Annotated in this window: 16 protein-coding genes; 9 read left to right on the top strand and 7 right to left on the bottom strand. The window is 68.4% G+C overall.

The window, feature by feature from the left end; all coding sequences use genetic code 11:
* Positions 1-119: 119 nt before the first annotated feature.
* The 4 genes from CSW63_RS02375 to sdhC are packed head-to-tail and all read right to left on the bottom strand — an operon-like array spanning position 120 to position 3,527.
* Positions 120-902: a succinate dehydrogenase iron-sulfur subunit gene (locus tag CSW63_RS02375; protein WP_062095931.1), complete on the bottom strand. Its 783-nt coding sequence runs from the start codon at positions 900-902 to the stop codon at positions 120-122.
* Positions 903-909: 7 nt separating this feature from the next.
* Positions 910-2,697, bottom strand: a complete 1,788-nt coding sequence (gene sdhA, locus CSW63_RS02370; RefSeq protein ID WP_062095929.1) for a succinate dehydrogenase flavoprotein subunit — start codon at positions 2,695-2,697, stop codon at positions 910-912.
* Between the two features lie 3 nt (positions 2,698-2,700).
* Positions 2,701-3,153, bottom strand: a complete 453-nt coding sequence (gene sdhD, locus CSW63_RS02365) for a succinate dehydrogenase, hydrophobic membrane anchor protein (protein ID WP_168193727.1) — start codon at positions 3,151-3,153, stop codon at positions 2,701-2,703.
* Entirely contained in the window at positions 3,120-3,527 is a 408-nt protein-coding gene (gene sdhC, locus CSW63_RS02360) for a succinate dehydrogenase, cytochrome b556 subunit (RefSeq protein WP_062095926.1), read from the bottom strand. The genes sdhD and sdhC overlap by 34 nt, the downstream gene beginning before the upstream one ends.
* 174 nt (positions 3,528-3,701) lie before the next feature.
* Between sdhC and CSW63_RS02355 the strand changes: the two genes are divergently transcribed.
* The gene (locus tag CSW63_RS02355; RefSeq protein ID WP_062095924.1) at positions 3,702-5,135 is read left to right on the top strand and encodes a sensor histidine kinase; all 1,434 of its coding nucleotides are present in this window, start codon (positions 3,702-3,704) and stop codon (positions 5,133-5,135) included.
* Between the two features lie 30 nt (positions 5,136-5,165).
* Here the strand turns inward: CSW63_RS02355 and CSW63_RS02350 are convergent, their stop codons facing one another.
* Together CSW63_RS02350 and zapE are read right to left on the bottom strand one after the other, a co-directional pair.
* The gene (locus CSW63_RS02350; protein ID WP_062095922.1) at positions 5,166-5,750 is read right to left on the bottom strand and encodes an NUDIX domain-containing protein; all 585 of its coding nucleotides are present in this window, start codon (positions 5,748-5,750) and stop codon (positions 5,166-5,168) included.
* 9 nt (positions 5,751-5,759) lie between these two features.
* Positions 5,760-6,878 (bottom strand): cell division protein ZapE, encoded by a 1,119-nt coding sequence (gene zapE, locus CSW63_RS02345; RefSeq protein WP_062095920.1) that lies wholly within the window; start codon positions 6,876-6,878, stop codon positions 5,760-5,762.
* An 81-nt stretch (positions 6,879-6,959) separates the two neighbouring features.
* Here zapE and CSW63_RS02340 point away from each other — a divergent pair, with 81 nt between their 5' ends.
* From CSW63_RS02340 to trxA, 8 genes are all read left to right on the top strand, one after another.
* Positions 6,960-7,835, top strand: coding sequence for a 1-acyl-sn-glycerol-3-phosphate acyltransferase (locus CSW63_RS02340; protein ID WP_082749458.1), 876 nt, complete (start codon positions 6,960-6,962; stop codon positions 7,833-7,835).
* Entirely contained in the window at positions 7,832-8,278 is a 447-nt protein-coding gene (gene tsaE, locus CSW63_RS02335) for a tRNA (adenosine(37)-N6)-threonylcarbamoyltransferase complex ATPase subunit type 1 TsaE (RefSeq protein WP_062095918.1), read from the top strand. The genes CSW63_RS02340 and tsaE overlap by 4 nt, the downstream gene beginning before the upstream one ends.
* Positions 8,268-9,353, top strand: a complete 1,086-nt coding sequence (amgK, locus tag CSW63_RS02330) for an N-acetylmuramate/N-acetylglucosamine kinase AmgK (protein WP_062095916.1) — start codon at positions 8,268-8,270, stop codon at positions 9,351-9,353. Before tsaE ends, amgK begins: the two co-directional genes overlap by 11 nt.
* Complete coding sequence (murU, locus tag CSW63_RS02325) at positions 9,350-10,075, top strand: N-acetylmuramate alpha-1-phosphate uridylyltransferase MurU (RefSeq protein WP_062095915.1); 726 nt, start codon at positions 9,350-9,352, stop codon at positions 10,073-10,075. Before amgK ends, murU begins: the two co-directional genes overlap by 4 nt.
* A complete protein-coding gene (gene addB / locus CSW63_RS02320; protein WP_062095913.1) occupies positions 10,072-13,062 on the top strand; it encodes a double-strand break repair protein AddB in 2,991 nt (996 codons plus the stop codon). Before murU ends, addB begins: the two co-directional genes overlap by 4 nt.
* Entirely contained in the window at positions 13,062-13,622 is a 561-nt protein-coding gene (locus tag CSW63_RS02315; protein WP_062095910.1) for a hypothetical protein, read from the top strand. Before addB ends, CSW63_RS02315 begins: the two co-directional genes overlap by 1 nt.
* A complete protein-coding gene (addA, locus tag CSW63_RS02310) occupies positions 13,622-17,086 on the top strand; it encodes a double-strand break repair helicase AddA (RefSeq protein ID WP_099502900.1) in 3,465 nt (1,154 codons plus the stop codon). The genes CSW63_RS02315 and addA overlap by 1 nt, the downstream gene beginning before the upstream one ends.
* Positions 17,087-17,210: 124 nt before the next feature.
* Positions 17,211-17,543, top strand: a complete 333-nt coding sequence (gene trxA, locus CSW63_RS02305; protein ID WP_062095908.1) for a thioredoxin — start codon at positions 17,211-17,213, stop codon at positions 17,541-17,543.
* A gap of 68 nt (positions 17,544-17,611) precedes the next feature.
* Here trxA and CSW63_RS02300 read toward each other — a convergent pair whose 3' ends face one another.
* Positions 17,612-17,719, bottom strand: coding sequence for a hypothetical protein (locus CSW63_RS02300; protein ID WP_062095906.1), 108 nt, complete (start codon positions 17,717-17,719; stop codon positions 17,612-17,614).
* Positions 17,720-17,738: the final 19 nt, after the last annotated feature.

Genomic DNA, 17,738 nt, shown 5'->3' with positions numbered 1-17,738 from the left:
CCCTTTCGTCAAAAATGACGCCGGCGTCACCTATTGGCAAGCGCCTTCGATAGAGGCGGATACAGAATGGGGCGGCTCGTCTCCGAAGCCGCCCCACCTTTGTCTGCCTGGAAGGCGCGTCAGACGACGCGCTCGACCATCATCTTCTTGATTTCGGCGATCGCCTTCGCCGGGTTCAACCCCTTCGGGCAGACCTGGGCGCAGTTCATGATCGTGTGGCAACGATAGAGCTTGAAGGGATCCTCGAGCGCGTCGAGGCGATCACCGGTGGCCTCGTCGCGGCTGTCAATCAGCCAACGATACGCGTGCAGCAGGGCGGCCGGGCCAAGATACTTGTCACCGTTCCACCAGTAGCTGGGGCACGAGGTCGAACAGCAGGCGCAGAGAATGCACTCATAGAGACCGTCGAGCTTTTCGCGATCCTCGGGGCTTTGCTTCCACTCGGTCTGAGGCTCAGGCGTGTCGGTGTGCAGCCAGGGCTCGATCGAGGCGTACTGGGCGTAGAACAGCGTCAGGTCCGGGATCAGGTCCTTGACCACCGGCATGTGCGGCAGCGGGCTGATCTGGACGGCTTTGCCCGGCACTTCGGCCCAGCCGTGGGTGCAGGCCAGGGTGTTGCGGCCGCCGATGTTCATCGAGCACGAGCCGCAGACGCCTTCCCGGCACGACCGGCGGAAGGCCAGGGTCGGGTCGATGTTGTTCTTGATGTACAGCAGAGCGTCCAGGACCATCGGGCCGACGGCGTCGACATCGACGTCATAGGTGTCCCAGCGCGGGTTGCCGCCCGTTTCCGGATCGTAGCGATAGATCTTGAAGGTCTTGACCTTCTTGGCGCCGGCCGGAGCGGGCCAGTGCTTGCCCGACTTGACCTGCGAGTTCTTGGGGAGTGCGAGTTCGACCATCGTACCCTCAGTAGACCCGTTGCTTCGGCGGGATGTAAGCGATGTCGTCCGACATGGTGTAGCTGTGGACCGGACGGTAGTCGATCTTCACCTTGCCGGTGTCGAGCTCGAGCCACGCCAGGGTGTGCTTCATCCATTCGGTGTCGTTGCGATCCGAGAAATCCTCGCGGGCGTGAGCGCCGCGGCTTTCGGTGCGGTTGGCCGCGCCGTTCACCGTGACCACCGCCTGACCGATCAGATTGTCGAACTCCAGGGTCTCCATCAGGTCGGTGTTCCACACCAGACCGCGATCGCTGACCTTGAGATCGGCCTTCTTGTCCCAGACGGCCTGCAGGCGCTTGACGCCGCTGTCCAGGCTCTCGCCCGTGCGGAACACGGCGGCGTCTTCCTGCATCGCCTTTTGCATCTCAAGGCGCAGTTCGGCGGTGCCGGTCGAGCCCGAGGCGTTACGGAAGCGGTCGAAGCGGGCCAGGTGGGCTTCGGTCTGGGCGTCCTTCAGCTCGGGCTGCTTGGCGCCCGGCTTGAGGATCTCGGCGCAGCGCAGGGCCGCGGCGCGACCGAACACGACAAGGTCGATCAGCGAGTTGGAGCCCAGGCGGTTGGCGCCGTGCACCGACACGCAGGCGGCCTCGCCCACGGCCATCAGACCGGGGATGACCTGGTCGGGATTGTCGCCCGACTTGGTGACGACTTCGCCGTGATAGTTCGTCGGGATGCCGCCCATGTTGTAGTGGACGGTCGGCAGCACCGGGATCGGCGCCTTGGTGACGTCGACACCAGCGAAGACCTTCGCCGTTTCCGAGATGCCCGGCAGACGCTCGGCCAGAATCTTGGGATCCAGGTGATCCAAGTGCAGGAAGATGTGGTCCTTGTTCGGACCCACGCCGCGACCTTCGCGGATCTCGATGGTCATCGCGCGGCTGACCATGTCACGCGGGGCCAGGTCCTTCACGGTCGGCGCATAGCGCTCCATGAAGCGCTCGCCTTCCGAATTGGTCAGGTAGCCGCCTTCGCCGCGCGCGCCTTCGGTGATCAGGCAGCCGGCGCCGTAGATGCCGGTGGGGTGGAACTGCACGAACTCCATGTCCTGCAGCGGCAGGCCGGCGCGCAGGGCCATGGCGTTGCCGTCGCCCGTGCAGGTGTGGGCCGAGGTCGCCGAGAAGTAGGCGCGGCCGTACCCGCCAGTCGCCAGGATCACCATCTGGGCCTGGAAGCGGTGCAGGGTGCCGTCGTCGAGCTTCCACGCGGTCACGCCGCGGCAGACGCCGTCGTCCATGATCAGGTCGAGGGCGAAGTACTCGATGAAGAACTCGGTGTCATGGGCCAGCGACTGGCCGTACATCGTGTGCAGCATGGCGTGACCGGTCCGGTCGGCCGCCGCGCAGGTGCGCTGAATCGGGCCTTCGCCGAAGTTCTTGGTCATGCCGCCGAAGGCGCGCTGATAGATCTTGCCGTCCGCCGTGCGCGAGAAGGGCACGCCCCAGTGCTCGAGTTCATAGACCGCCGCTGGCGCGTTGCGGGTCAGATACTCGATGGCGTCCTGGTCGCCCAGCCAGTCCGAACCCTTGACGGTGTCGAACATGTGCCAGCGCCAGTCGTCCTGGCCCATATTGCCCAGCGAGGCCGAGATGCCGCCCTGCGCGGCCACAGTGTGACTGCGGGTCGGAAAGACCTTGGTGATGCAGGCGGTCTTGAGGCCGGCCTGGGCGGCGCCGAGCGCGGCGCGAAGGCCAGAGCCGCCCGCGCCGACGACGACGACGTCGAACTTGTGGTCAATGAACTTGTAGGCCGACATCAATTAGGCTCCGGTCACGGTCAGGGCGACCTTGAGGATCGAGAAGACCCCCACGGCGCCGGCCAGCACGCAGACGAACAGGTTGCCGATCACCAGGGCGGTCTTGGTCGTGAAGCGCTCGATATAGTCTTCGATCACCACCTGAACGGCGCTCTGAAGGTGCACCAAAGCGGCGATCAGCAGCAGGCTCAAAAGGACGGCGTTGACCGGCTGAGCGATCCAGTGGGCGACGACATCGTGCGGCGCCCGCACCTGCTTGAGGGCCGAATAGACACCCCAAACCGTCAGCGGCGCCAGCGCCAGGCCCGAGACGCGCTCGGTGATGAAGTGGCTGACGCCGTGACGCGAAGCGCCCATGCCCCGGGCGCGCGACAGAGGCGTGCGAAACTGCTGGGGCTGAAAGAGGTCTTTCTTGCTCATGATCAGAACGCTCCGATGCCGCCGGCGATAACCCAGGTGACAATCGTCGCCGCCACTGCGAAAGCGATGGCCATGGCGCCGGTCATGTCAGCCGTGCGCGGGGCGAAGCCTTTGCCGGCGTCCCAGAAGGTCTGACGGATCGTGTAGGCGACGTTGAAGAAGACCGCGAACGTCTCGCCCAGCAGGACCAGCTTGCCGATCGGCGAGCCCAGCAAGCCGACATAGCTTGCATAGGCGTCGGGCCCAGCGGCCAGCGCCGCGGCCCAGCCCGCCAGGATCACGGCGCCGGCCCACAGGCCAACGACGCAACCGCGGTGCAGGATCGAGCAGGCCATCGTGATATGCCAGCGCCACACTTGCAGGTGCGGCGACATCGGGCGCTCAGGCAGCCCCCGGCTCGTGTCGGTCATGAGAGGTCCAACCCCAGTAGCCTTTGTGCGTTGCGGGATGCTTTTAAGCGCGAGGACGGGGGTGTCAATTAAACGGCGCCCTATTGAGAAACGTTCTCAAGGCGGTTTTGGGAAGTAAAGCGGAACAATCCGAACGCGCGCTGCGTTAGGGTCGGTTGCTTCGGGGGAAACAGCATGACCAACGCGATCGACTTCCGCGAAATCTTCGATCGCATCCCCTCGCCCTATATGCTGCTCGATAGGGACCTCCGTTATGTCGCGGCCAACCCTGCTTACCTTCGCACGGTCGGTCGAAACTGGACGGCGCTGGAGGGGCGCTACCTCTTCGACGCGTTTCCATCCGAAGGCGCCAATCGACATGAGCTGGAAGCCTCGATCACGCGGGCGCGTGACACAGGCGAAGTCGATGAACTTCCTCTCATCCACTATGCAATCGAGCGTCCGGCCCAGTTGGGCGGCGGCTTCGAAGACCGCATCTGGAGCGCCACCCATACGCCGATCCCCGACGCGACCGGCGCAACCCGTTTCATTCTGCAGCACACCCAGGATGTCACCGCGATCCAGAGACTGAAGGACGCCGCACTAGGCCAGAGATCGTCCGCTGCGCGCTTGGGGGACGATGTCTTGCGCCGCGCCGAGACGGTGCAGACCCAGATCAGGCAGCTCCGCACCCTGTTCATGCAGGCGCCCAGCTTCATGGCCGTACTGCGAGGTCCCAACCATATCTTCGATCTTGCCAACAATGCGTACACCCAACTGATCGGGCATCGCGACGTGACAGGGCTGCCACTCGAGGTCGCGCTGCCGGAGGTCGTGGAACAGGGCTTCGTGGCCCTGCTGGACCAAGTCTTGAAGACGCGAGAGGCGTTCGTCGGCCGGCGCGTCAAGGTCGCGCTGCAGCGGGAAGCCGGAGCGCCGCTGGAGGAGCGCTATCTGGACTTCGTCTACCAGCCCATCATTGAGGTCGACGGCGCCGTGGCCGGCGTCTTCGTCGAAGGAATCGACATGACGGAACAGGTGCAGGCCGATGAGCGCCAGCGCCTTTTGCTCGACGAACTGAACCATCGCGTGAAGAATACGCTGGCGACCGTCCAGGCCATCGCGCAGCAGACGCTCCGCGGGGCGCGCGACCCCGAGACTTTTGCGACCGCCTTCGAGTCCCGGCTGCTTGCGCTGTCCCAGACCCATAACGCCCTCACCGATAGTCACTGGGCGGGCGCGGGCCTGCGCCCGATCCTGCTGCAGGAGCTCGGTCCCTACGGCCCCGAGCGGGTGGAGATGAAGGGTCCGGACGTCCACCTGCCGGCGCGGGTGGCCTTATCCCTGGGCATGGTCTTCCATGAACTGGCCACCAACGCCGCGAAGTACGGAGCGCTTGCGACGGCGGGAAAGTTGATCCTGACCTGGTCGACAAGCAATGACGTGCTGCGGTTCGAATGGCGCGAGACCGGCGGCCCGGCTGTCGTCATGCCGGAGCGGCGCGGATTCGGGTCGCGGCTGATCGAGCGCAGCATCACCGGCGAGCTTCGAGGCTGGGTCGAGGCCGACTACGCGCCCGACGGTCTGGTCACGCGGTTCGAGACCCCATTGGTCCGCGATCAAGCCTGAGGCGCTTGTGCGATACGCTCCAGGGAAGCCCTAGTCGCGCAAGGTTTGCAGGGCCAGGTGCTGCAGGAGCATGATGGTCTTGGCGTCCCTGATGCGGCCGTCGCCGACCATCGCCAGGGCCTCGGCGATCGGGAGCTCCAGCACCTCGATATCCTCGCCCTCGTCGGGATGGCCGCCGCCTGCGCCGACGCGCATCGTGGCGTCGTACTCCGCGACGAAGAAGTGCAGGATCTCGGTGACCGAGCCTGGACTCATGAAGGCTTCAAAGACCTTGCGGACCGCTCCCAGGCGATAGCCCAGCTCTTCCTCGACCTCGGCCCGGATGCGGACCTCGGGCTCGGCGTCGTCCAGCAGGCCGGCGGCGGCTTCGATCAGCAGGTCGTCATGACCGTTGACGAAGGCCGGATAGCGGAACTGCTTGACCAGCAGCACCGTCCGGTTGGCGAGATTGTAGGGCAGCAGGACAGCGCCATTGCCGCGATCGTAGTGCTCGCGCGACTGGGTCTGCCACGTCCCATCGCGGCGTTTCCAGTCGAAGGTGGTCGTGCGCAGAACGTACCAGTTGTCGGAGAGGAGCCTGGTTTCACGGACTCGAATGCGATCCTTCACCGACATCAGCGCCTCCTAGTCCCGGACCCGGCCGACATAGTCGGCGGACCGCATTTCCTGCAGGCGCGAGACGGTCCGCTCGAACTCGAAGGCCCCATCCCCTTCCGGATAGAGCTGCTCCGGCTCGGCCTCGGCCAAAGCCACCAGCTTGACGTCAGCCTCGTAGAGCGCGTCGACCAGAGTGTTGAACCGCCGAGCGGCGTCGCGACGCGCGGGGGTCAGGCAGGGCACGTCTTCGAGGAAGATGGTATGGAACCGCTCGGCGACAGCGAGATAGTCCTGAGGCCCCAGGGCCTGCTGGCACAGGCTCGCGAACGACGACCGCACCAGCCCGCCGGCGGCGCGCGGCAACCGCATCTTCCGCCCGAGCACTTCCAGCGTGGCGCCTGTCTCCGGCGCGCCATCCAACATGTCGGCCCAGAGGCGGTCGAACTCGGCCTGGCTGGCCTTGTCGTTTGGCGCCAGCCAGGTCCGCGCCGCGCGCAAACGATCCAGGCGGAAATCCACCGGACCTCGCACCGCCACGACATCCATCGCCGACTTCAGCATATCGATGAAGGGCAGGAAGAGCTGGCGGTTCAGGCCGTCCTTGTAGAGGTCCTCGGGCGGCCGGTTGGACGTCGCCACCAGGGTCACGCCCCGGGCGAACAGGGCCTCAAATAAACGCCCCAGGATCATGGCGTCGGCGATGTCGGTGACCCGCAATTCGTCGAAGCACAGCAGGCGCGCCTCGCCGGCGATCCGTTCGGCGGTCGGCGCGACGGGGTCGTCGCCCTTGTGCTGGCCAAAGCGCGCCTTGCGCGCGGCGGCGTCGCCCTTGCGCCAGGCGTCGATGTCGGCGTGCACCTCGGCCATGAACGCGTGGAAGTGGATGCGGCGCTTCTTGGCCACCGGCGCGCTATCGAAGAACAGGTCCATGACCATGGACTTGCCCCGACCGACCGGCCCCCAAAGGTAGACGCCGCGCTGGCTCTTGGGCTTGCGGCCAAAGAACGAGAAGCCCGGCTCGCCGGCGGCGTCGAGATCCGCTTCCAGGCGCGACAGGGCCTCGACCGCAGCGGCCTGGGCGACGTCGGGCCTGATCTCGCCCTGGGCCAGGCGCTCGCGATAGGCGGTGCGGAGGGATGTCGGCATTGCGGATTGCGGTTAGCGCGTTCGTCGTCCGGTGAGCAAGGGGGCGCTGACAGATCGAACGCCCGGGCCTAAGCTTGGCTCATGGTTCATGTTCCGGCCGCCGGGGCGGTCCAGGCGCCTCGATCCGCCGAGCCCCACATCGTTGACACGCTGATCGCCGAGCGCGCGCCGCGCCTGACCAACTCGCGGTTCTGGCCGCTGGTCAAACCGAGCCTCTATCGTCTGCTCGACTATCGCAAAGCTCGCGCCATGGCCGAGACCATCGAGGACACTGGCGGCCGCGCCGCGCTTGAGCACGTGTCGGGCCTCCTGGGGCTCAAAGTCGAAGCGCGGGGCCTGGAGCAGCTGCCAATAGGCGGGCGCGTGGTCATCGTGGCCAATCACCCGACCGGAATTGGCGACGGGGTCGCGGTCTACGACGCGATCAAGGCCCGTCGCCCCGACATAGTCTTTTACGCGAACGCCGACGCCCACCGCGTCTGTCGTCGCTTCGACGAGGTTCTGATCCCGGTCGAATGGGTCGAGGAAAAGCGCAGTCGAGACCGGATGCGCCTGACCCTGGCCCTGACCCGGGACGCCATGGAAGCTGAGCGGGCGCTGATGATCTTCCCGGCGGGGCGCCTGGCGGTAAAAGGTGCGGACGGGCGTCTCAGCGACCCGCCGTGGATGTCGTCGGCCGTTTCGATCGCCCGCAAGTACGATGCGCCGATCATCCCGATACATCTGGAAGGGCCGTGGTCGACTCTGTTCCATCTGTTCAATCGGTTTTCGCGCGAACTGCGCGATATCACGCTCTTCCACGAACTGCTCAACAAGAGAGGTCGGCGGTTTTCGCTCACCGTCGGGGCTCCGATCGATCCGAAAGCCTTGCCACGCGACGCCGAGCAAGCCACCGAGGTCCTGAAGCGCTATGTGGAGCGCCAATTGCCGATCGACCCGACGAGCCGCCCGACGTGAAAGCCCTGTTCCTCGCCGATGAGGCCGCCACCCAAGCGCTCGGGCGGACGCTGGCCGCCGGCCTCCGTCCCGGCGACGCCGTCTGCCTGACCGGTCCCCTCGGCGCGGGCAAGTCGACCCTGGCCCGCGCCCTGATCCGCGCCCTGACGACGCCGGACGAGGAGGTGCCCAGCCCGACCTTCACCCTCGTCCAATTCTACGAGACGCCGGCGTTTCCCCTGGCTCACTTCGATCTCTATCGCCTCTCTGACCCCGAAGAGGCCTACGAAATCGGCCTGGACGAAGCGCTGGACGGCGGCGTCGCCCTGATTGAGTGGCCGCAGCGACTGGAAGGGCGTTTGCCCCGGACTCGGCTCGATATAGACATCGCCCTCGAAGGCGACGCCCGGCGCGCCGTCATCGTGGCGCACGGCGATTTCGAAGGACGATCCCTTGAGTTCTGAACGCGAGGCGGCCAAGGCCGCGTTCCTGTCCGCCAACGGCTTCGGCGACGTCCGCCGCGAGTCGCTGGGCGGCGACGCCTCGACGCGGAGCTACGAGCGGCTGCATCGCGGCGATCAGAGCTTCATCTTCATGGACCAGCCGCCCTCTGTCGAAACCGCGCCCTGTCCGCCTGACGCCTCCCCGGCCGAGCGCGCGGCGCTGGGCTACAACGCTCTGGCGCGTCTGGCGGCGGGCCGCGTCGACGCCTTCGTGGCCTGCGCGGGATGGCTCAACGCCCAGGGCCTGTCGGCCCCAAAGGTGCTCGCGGCCGATCCTGCGGCGGGCCTGGCCGTGCTGGAAGACCTGGGCGATGATCTCTATGCACGTCTGATCGAGGCTGGAACCGATGAAGCGCCCCTGTACGACGCCGCCATCGATGGCTTGCTGGCGATCCACGCGGCGGCGACGCCCAAAGTCCTGGACTATGACGGTTCGACCTGGCCGCTGCTGACCTATGACGATCTAGCCCTGAAGACTGCCCACGACATCTTCGTCGAGTGGCAGCCCAGGTTTCGCGACATCGCCTTCGACGATGCCGCCCTGGCCGAATGGGAAGCGATCTGGGCGCCGATCCGCGCCAAGGGCGAGGCCGGCGCGACGGTCTTCTGCCATCGCGACTATCACGCCGAGAACCTGATCTGGCTGCCGCAGCGCGACGGTGCGGCGCGGGTCGGAATGCTGGACTTCCAGGACGCCGTCCTGGCCCATCCGGCCTGGGACCTGTCGATGCTGCTGCACGACGCCCGTCGCACCGTTTCGCCCGAGCGCGAGGCCGCCTGCCTCGACCGCTACCTCGCGGCGCGGCCCGAGCTGAATCGAACGGCGTTCCTGGCCGATTACCACGCGCTGGGCGCGCTCAACATCATCCGGATCCTGGGCATCTTCGCACGCCTTGTGACCCGCGACGGCAAGCCTCGCTACGCCGACTTCATTCCCCGCCTGTGGGTCTATCTGGACGTCTGCTTCGCCGATCCCGCCTTGGCGGACCTCAAGGCCTGGTTCGACCGCTACGTTCCGGTGGAGGCGCGCCGATGAGCGGTCCCAAGATCGCCATGGTGCTGGCGGCGGGCCTCGGCACCCGTATGCGACCGCTGACCAACGACCGGCCCAAGGCCCTGGTCGAGGTCGCCGGCAAGGCGCTGATCGACCACATGCTGGACCGCCTGGTGGCGGCCGGCGTCGAGACCGCCGTGGTCAATGTCCACTACTTCGCCGACTTGGTGGAGACGCACCTGCGGGCCCGCGAGGCCAAGGGCCTCGGCCCCAGGATCGTCATCTCCGACGAACGCGCCCAGGCGCTGGAGACCGGCGGCGGGATCAAGCACGCCCTCCCCTTGCTCGGCGAAGGTCCAGTGTTCGTCGCCAATATCGACTCGATCTGGATCGAGCACGCTGGAGCGGCCGTCGACGCGGTGGCGGCAGCCTGGGATCCAGACCGGATGGACGTGTGCCTGATGCTGGCCTCGACCACGGGATCGCTGGGCTTCCACGATACGGGCGATGTGTTCCTCGGCGCCGACGGCGTCGTGCGCTTCAAGGACGCCGGTGAGATCGCGCCGCTGGTCTATGTGGGCGTGCACATCTGCAAGCCGGGTATCACGGCCGATGGTCCCGAGGGGCCGTTCTCGCTGCTGCCGCTCTGGAAACGGCTGGCCGCCGACGGACGGGTCCACGGTGTGGCGCCCGAAGGCCTTTGGATGCACGTGGGCGATCCGCAGGCTAAGCTGACCGCCGAAGCCCGGCTCGCCGAGGCATGAGCGGGCCCGCGCCGTTCTTCGAACGAGAAGGGCCGCGCTGGTATTCGATCCCGGCGCACCGCCCGTTCGTCGATGATCTGGCGCGAGGCCTGTTGAACACGCTGGAGCCGCTGGGTCCCGAGGCCTTGCCCCGCGCCACGGTGCTGACCCCGACCCGCCGGGGCGCGCGGGCCCTGGCCGACGCCTTCCTGGCCGTCGGCGGCGGGCGCGCGCTGTTGCTACCGCAGATCCGGCCGCTGGGCGACCTCGACGAAGGCGAGCCGCCGTTCGAGCCCGGAGAGCTGTCCTTGACCCTGCCGCCGGCGATCTCGTCGCGGCGGCGGCGGTTCGAGCTGGCGCGGCTGGTGACCGACCACGGCGACAAGCTGTCGTTCAAGCCGGGTCCGGTTCAAGCCCTTGAGCTGGCCAAGGCGCTCAGCGAATTTCTCGACAGCTGCCAGATCGAGGAAGTGAACTTCGACGACAAGCTGGATGGCCTCGCCGAGGGTGATCTGGCCCAGCACTGGCAGGTCTCGGCCCGGTTCCTGCGGTCCGTGCTGCGGGCCTGGTCCACCGGCCTGAATGATCTTGGCCTGATCGACGTCTCCGAACGCCGTGTGCGCCTGCTTCGGGCGCTGGAGGCGCAGTGGCGCGACAACCCGCCGACCGAGGTGCTGGTCGCCGCCGGTTCGACCGGCACCGCGCCCGCGACCGCCGACCTGCTGCGGGTCATTGCCGCTGCGCCCAAGGGCGCCGTGGTCCTGCCGGGCCTCGATGAGGATCTGGCTGAGACCGCCTGGACCAAGATCGAGGGCTCCCAAGGCGAGCAGCATCCGCAGGGGGCGATGAAGCGCCTCTTGGACCGCGCCGGGGTCTCTCGCGCCGAGGTCCGCGCCTGGGTTCCCGAGGTCGACAGCCGTGGCCGCTGGCGCCGTCGCATCGTCAACGAAGCGCTGCGCCCCGCCGAAGCCACCGCCGACTGGCTGAGCCAGATCGCCGCCCTGCGCGCCGAGGCGCCGGACCTTGATCCCGTCGCCGAAGGGCTGAAGGGGTTCTCGGTCATCGCCGCCCGGGCCGAGGAAGAAGCCGCCGGCGCCTGCGCCCTTCTCCTGCGCGAAGCGCTTGAGGATCCCGAGCGCACCGCCGCCCTGGTGACGCCGGACCAGACCCTGGCGCGCCGGGTCATGACCCGCCTCCAGCGGTGGGGCGTCATTCCCGACAGCTCGGCCGGCGCGCCGCTGGCGGCCGCTGGCTCGGCGATCCTGGCCCTGCACCTGGCGCGCCTGGTCGAGGAGCCGCTCAACCCCGTCCGTCTGCTGGCCTTCGCCAAGCACCCGCTGGTGCTGGGCGAGGACGAGGCCTCGGCCGCCGTTCTGCTTGAGCGCAAGGGCCTGCGCGGCGCCGCGCCGGGATCGGCCGACATCCTTCGCGCCCGTCTCCGCGACGCACCGGACGCCCTGGCCTTGGCCGATCGGGTCCTCGCCGCCGTCGACCGCGCCGCCGCGCCCTATGGTGATCGCAAGCTCGCCGCCCCGGCCCGCGCGGCCCAGACTCTGGTCGAGGCGCTGGAGTCGCTGATCGCGCCCCATCGCCTTTGGGCGGGAAACGCCGGCGAGTGCCTGGGCACGCTGATGGCCGCCCTGATCCAGGACGGCGAGCCCCTGCCCGACGCCTCGCCCCAGGCCTTCGCCGATATTCTCGACCGCCTCGTCAACGAAGAGACCGTCCGGGTCGGCGGCGCGACCCATCCGCGTCTGCGCATCCTCGGGGCCATCGAGGCGCGGCTTGTGCGCGCCGACCGCTTGGTGCTGGCGGGGCTGGAGGAAGGCGTCTGGCCGCAGGGCGCGCCGATCGATCCGTTCCTGTCGCGGCCGATGCGCCAGCGCCTCGGCCTGCCGCCGCCCGAACGCCGGATCGGCCTGACCGCCCACGACTTCGCCCAAGCCGCCAGCGCGCCGGACGTGGTTCTGGTCCATTGCGAGCGGCGCGGCGGCGCGCCCGCCGTCGAGTCGCGCTGGCTGTGGCGCCTGAAGACCCTGGCCGCCGGCGCAGGCCTGGCGCTGCCGCGCCGCGACGACGTGCTGGACTGGGTCCGCGCGATGGACGCGCCTGGCCCCTATGCGCCCATCGGCCGCCCCGCGCCCAAACCGCCCGTCGAGGATCGTCCGCGTAAGATGGCCGTCACGCGCGTTGAGGCCCTGACCCGCGATCCCTACGCCGTCTGGGCGCGCGATATCCTGAAGCTCTATCCGCTGGAGCGTCCCGACGAGCCGGTCGAGGCGCGGGCGCGCGGCACAGCCATCCACGCCGCGTTCGAGCGGTTCGCCGAGCTCTATCCCGACGCCGTGCCGGCTGAAGCGGCCTCAGCCTTCGAAAAGCTCTATGTCGACGCCTTGGTCAGCGCCGGCATGCCGCCCACGGCCCTGGCCCGCGAGAAGGCCCTGGCCCGCGAGGCCGCCGCCTGGGTCGCCGATTGGGAACGCCAGCGCCGCACCAATGCCCGACGCATTGTCGTCGAGGCCGAGGGCAAGCTGGAGCTAGCCATCAACGGCCGTCCGTTCACCCTGACCGCCAAGGCCGACCGCATCGAGCCGACGCCGGACGGAACCGCGCACATCCTCGACTACAAGACCGGCGCCGCCCCGTCCCAGAAGCAGGTCGACACCGGCTTCTCGCCGCAGCTGACCCTGACGGCGGCCATCCTGATGAACGGCGGGTTCCCAGACCTCGGCAGGCCCGCACCTGGCGACCTGACCTATGTCCGCGTCACCGGCCGCCGCCCCGCCGGCGAGGAGCAGGTCCGCGCCCTCGCCGGTGACGAGGCCAGCGCTGCGGCGACCAAGGCGTTGGAGGGTCTATCCGGCCTGATCGCGCGCTATGATGACCCCGACGAGCCCTATCGCTCGCGGGTCGCGCCGCAGTTCGTCAAGGAGCACCCCGGCGACTACGCGCATCTGGCGCGGGTGTTCGAATGGTCGACCAGCGGCGACGACGGAGAGGGCGAGTAATGGGCCTGGGCATCGTCGTCATCTTCTACCTGCTGGTTTCAGGCGCGCTGTTCGTCTGCGCCGCCGTTGTCTGCTGGATTGTCGGTTTTCTGCTACGCGATAGGCATCGCTGGCTGCGCCCCTGGTTGATGGCGGCGCCCGTCGTAGTCGGCGCCGCGCCGACCGCCCTGCTTGTCGCGGGCCTGCTGTGGGCGAACCTAGCCCCGCCCAGCGTCCGCTTCCACGACGTCTTTGATGCTTGGCCAGGTCAGGGCGTCCGTGATCTGAAGGCCCACGGCGTCGGTACGAACGACGCCGAGTGGATCGACCTGGCCTTCGCCGCCGACGAGGCGACCAGCGCCGCCTTGGTCCGTCCACCTTTCCGCAAGATCGAAGATGTGCGGGAAGTCGCGAACGTCCTCCCCTTAGCCGGCAATGGCCCACCTGCCTGGTGGACCGCCCATCGCTGCCCCAACCGCGAAGTCCATCTCGCCCGCCACTTGCGGACCTGGGACGAGGTCATCGTCACCCGCTGCTGGACCGACGGTCGCGTCTATGTGCAAGCCCGGTGGATCGATTGATGGCCTACGACCCCCAGCGCATCGCCGCCGATCCGACGATCTCGGCCTTCGTCACCGCCAACGCGGGCTCGGGTAAGACCAAGACCCTGATCGACCGCGTCGCGCGCCTTTTGCTGGCCGGGGTCGAGCCGCAGGCGATCCTGTGCGTGACCTACACCAAGGCCGCCGCCGCCGAGATGCAGCGCCGCCTGTTCGACCGGCTGGGCAAGTGGTCGGTGACTAGCGACGCCGACCTGAGCGCCGAACTGGTCAAGCTGGTCGGCGAGGCCGACGCCCGCTACGACGCCAAGAGCCTGTCCGACGCCCGCGCCCTGTTCGCCAAAGCGCTGGAGACGCCGGGCGGCCTGAAGATCCAGACCATTCACGCGTTCTGCGAGAAGCTGTTGCGGCGCTTTCCGCTGGAGGCCGGGGTCTCGCCAGGCTTCACCGTAATGGACGACCAGGCCGGCGCCGCCATCGCCCGCGCCGCCCGCCGCGCCGTCGCCGCCTGGGTCGACAGCCACGACGACGCCTTTTCAGAGGCCTACGCCCGCTTCTCGGTCGCCCTGGATTTCCAGAGCTTCGAGGCGATGTTCGCCGGCTTCGAGAGCCGGCGCGGCCAGATCATGGCCTATGTCCAGCGCTGCGGCGGCCTGGCCGGAGCGATCGCCGACGCCTGGGCGCGTTGCGGCTTCGACGCGCCGACCTCGGCCGAGGACCTCGCCGTCAAGGCCATGGCGCGCCTTGACCGTCCCACTTGGCGGGCGGTCGCGACCGTACTGTTCGACGGCGGCGGCAAGCAGGACGCCAAGTACGCCGAGGCCCTGGCCGCCGTCGCCCGCGATCCCGACGCCACGCTGGACCTCGCCCTGCGCGCCCTCTTCACCGAAAGCGGCGAGGGCACGCCTGCGACCTGGCCGGCCAAGACCTCGGGCCTCAAGAGCCGCGAGGACCTGCGCGAGGCCCTACTGCTGGAGCAGGCCAAACTGGAAGCCGCCCGCGAGCAGGTCCGCGCCGCCAGGGTGGCGGAAGACACGCAGAACGCCCTGCTGCTGGCTGGTCTCTATATCGAGCGCCACATGGCCGAAAAGGAAGCGCGCGGCGCGCTCGACTTCACCGACCTGATCGACAAGACGCGACTGCTGCTGACGGAGAAGGTCGAGGCCGCTTGGGTGCTCTACAAGCTGGACGGCGGCATCGACCACATCCTGCTCGACGAGGCCCAGGACACCGCCCCCGAGCAGTGGGAGATCCTGCGCGCCCTGACCGCCGACTTCTTCGTCGGCGAGACGTCCGAGGGCTGGAGCGGCCGCCGCGCCGAGCGGACCCTGTTCGTGGTCGGCGATGAGAAGCAGTCGATCTACTCGTTCCAGGGCGCCGACCCGACGCGTCTGCTGGAAGAGACCCAGGGCTATATTTCGCGGATCGAGGCGGTCGGCGCGGTCGGCAAGGGCGTGCCGCTGACGGTCTCGTATCGCTCGACGCACCAGGTCTTGAGCTTCGTCGACGCCCTGTTCTCCGATCCGGACACCCGGGAAGGGGTGCCGCCCCCCGTCGGCCAGGACTTGGTCCGGCACGAACTCTTCCGCCACGGCCACCCCGGCTGTGTCGACCTCTGGCCGCTGACCCGCGAACTCCCCGGCGAGGAGCGCGAGGCCTGGGAGAAGCCGCTCGACGAAGAGGGCGAGCGCAGCGCCAACCGCCGTCTGGCCGAAGCGATCGCCGCCGAGACCAAGGCGATCCTCGATCGCGGCGATGCGGTGTTCGACAAGGACCTGGGCCGGCATCGCGCCGCCCACGCCGGCGACATTCTGGTCCTCGTCCGCCGCCGCAAGGTCTTGTTCGAGGAGATCATCCGCGCCCTGAAACGGCGCGGCGTGCCGGTGGCGGGCGCCGATCGCCTGTCCTTGTCGAGCCATATCGCCTTCGAAGACTTGCTGGCGCTGGGCCGGTTCATCCTGTTCCCCGAGGACGATCTGACCCTGGCGGCCCTGCTGAAGACGCCGTTCTGCGGGCTGGGCGACGATGACGTCTATGCGCTGGCCAAGGGTCGCCGGGCGACGCTTTGGGCCGAACTTGGCCGCCGCTCCGAAGAGCGTCCCGAATGGAGCGCAGCCCGTGCGGTGCTCGACTGGGCGCTCGCCGAAGGACGCCGCCGCCAGCCGTTTGAGTTTTACGCCGGCTGGCTGGGCCTGACGGGCGTCGATGGCCGCTCGCACCGCGCCAAGGTCCTGACTCGGCTGGGCGCCGAGGCCGAGGAGGCGCTGGACGAGTTCCTGGCCCAGGTGATGGAGGCCGAACAACGCGGCGTTCGCGACCTGGAGGCGCTGGTCGCGGACTTCGCGGCGCTGGACATCATCGTCAAGCGCGAGATGGAAGGCGCCCGCCGTGAGGTGCGGGTAATGACCGCCCACGGCTCCAAGGGCCTGGAGGCGCCGATCGTCTTCCTGCCCGAGACGACGGTCAAACGCGGCGCCGGCGGCTCGCCGCTGCTGGTCACCGAGGACGGCGCCCTGCTGTGGTGCGCGTCCGGCAAGGGCGACTGCGCCGCCTCGGCCAAGGCCCGCAAGCTGCGCGAGGACAAGGAGGCGCAAGAGGCCCTGCGCCTGCTCTATGTGGCCCTGACCCGGGCCCGCGAACGGCTGATTCTGTGCGGCCGTATCGACGCCCGCACCAAGGACGACAAGGTCGGCGGCTGGTATGCGGCGGCTCGCGCGGCCTTCGCCCATCCCGACATCGCGCCCGACGTCCGCACGATCGGCGACGGCGACACGGCGTTCCTGCGCTATGGCCCCGATCCGCTGAGCGCGCCGAGGCTTGACCTTGAAGCGACCGACGCCGCCGCCGCGCCCGTCTGGATCACGGCGCAGGCCGCGCCCGAGCCCGCCGCCGCCCGCTACGCCGCGCCGTCGCGGCTCGAAGACAACGCGCGGGTTCCCGCCCCCTCGCCCCTGGCCCGGATCGCCGGCCTAGGCCGCTATCGACGCGGCGAGCTCATTCACAAGCTGCTCCAGCTGCTGCCCGACCTGCCGCCCGCTCAGCGCCCCGACGCGGCGCGGCGCATCCTGGCCGCCGAACGCGACCTGACCAACGCGCAGCGAGAAGAGATGGCCGGCGCGGCGTTTGGTGTCCTTGAAGACGCGCGGTTCGCGGCGGTGTTCGGACCAAATTCGCGCGCCGAGGTCGCCCTGGCCGGGACCAGCGCCCATCTGCCCCAGGGCCTCGCCGTCTCTGGGCGCGTCGACCGTCTGGTGGTCGATGACAATCGCGTGCTGGTGGTGGACTACAAGACCAACCGGCCCTCGCCCGACCGGATCGAGGACGCAGACACTGCCTATCTGGCGCAGATGGCGGTCTATGCGGCCGTTTTGCGCGAAGTGTTTCCAGGCCGCGCGGTGGAGGCGGCGCTGGTCTGGACGGACGGTCCCAAACTGATGCCTGTTCCAGAAAAGGTGATGGTCGAGGCGCTGGCGCGGCTGGCTTAATCCCGTTGCCGGACGCGCCTGGTCCTCCTACATCTTGGACAACCGCCCGGAACGCCTCCGGGCCCGACCCTTATCGCGTCCTCCGCGCCGGACTCCGCCGCGCGACGCCAGACTGGAGCAAGCCATGAGCACCGTTGTGGTGACCGACGCCACCTTCGAATCCGACGTCCTGAAGGCCAGCAAGCCCGTGCTCGTCGACTTCTGGGCCGAGTGGTGCGGCCCGTGCAAGCAGATCGCCCCGGCGCTGGAGCAGCTCTCCGAAGAGCTGGCCGACGTGGTGACCATCGCCAAGGTCAATATCGAGGACAGCCCGACCACCCCGTCGCGCTATGGCGTTCGCGGCATCCCGACCATGATGCTGTTCCGCGATGGCCAGATGACCTCGATGAAGGTCGGCGCCATGCCCAAGCAGAAGATCCTGGAATGGCTGAACGAGGCCGGCGTCCAGGCGGCCTAAGGCCCGTCCATCGCTGACTCGAAGACGCCCGCTCCGGTCCTCCGGGGCGGGCGTTTTTCGTGTGGTCCTTACTTCCGGGGCATGACGATGAACGGCGAGGTCGGCGTCGACGGCGGCTTCTTCTCGGCCTTGGGTTTGCGGATTTCCTTGTTCGACTTTTTCTGACCCTTGGCCATCGGCGGTTCCTGCCAGGGC

The organism is Caulobacter sp. FWC26, assembly GCF_002742645.2.
Lineage (GTDB): Bacteria > Pseudomonadota > Alphaproteobacteria > Caulobacterales > Caulobacteraceae > Caulobacter.
This window is presented reverse-complemented; position numbering and strand designations above follow the sequence as displayed.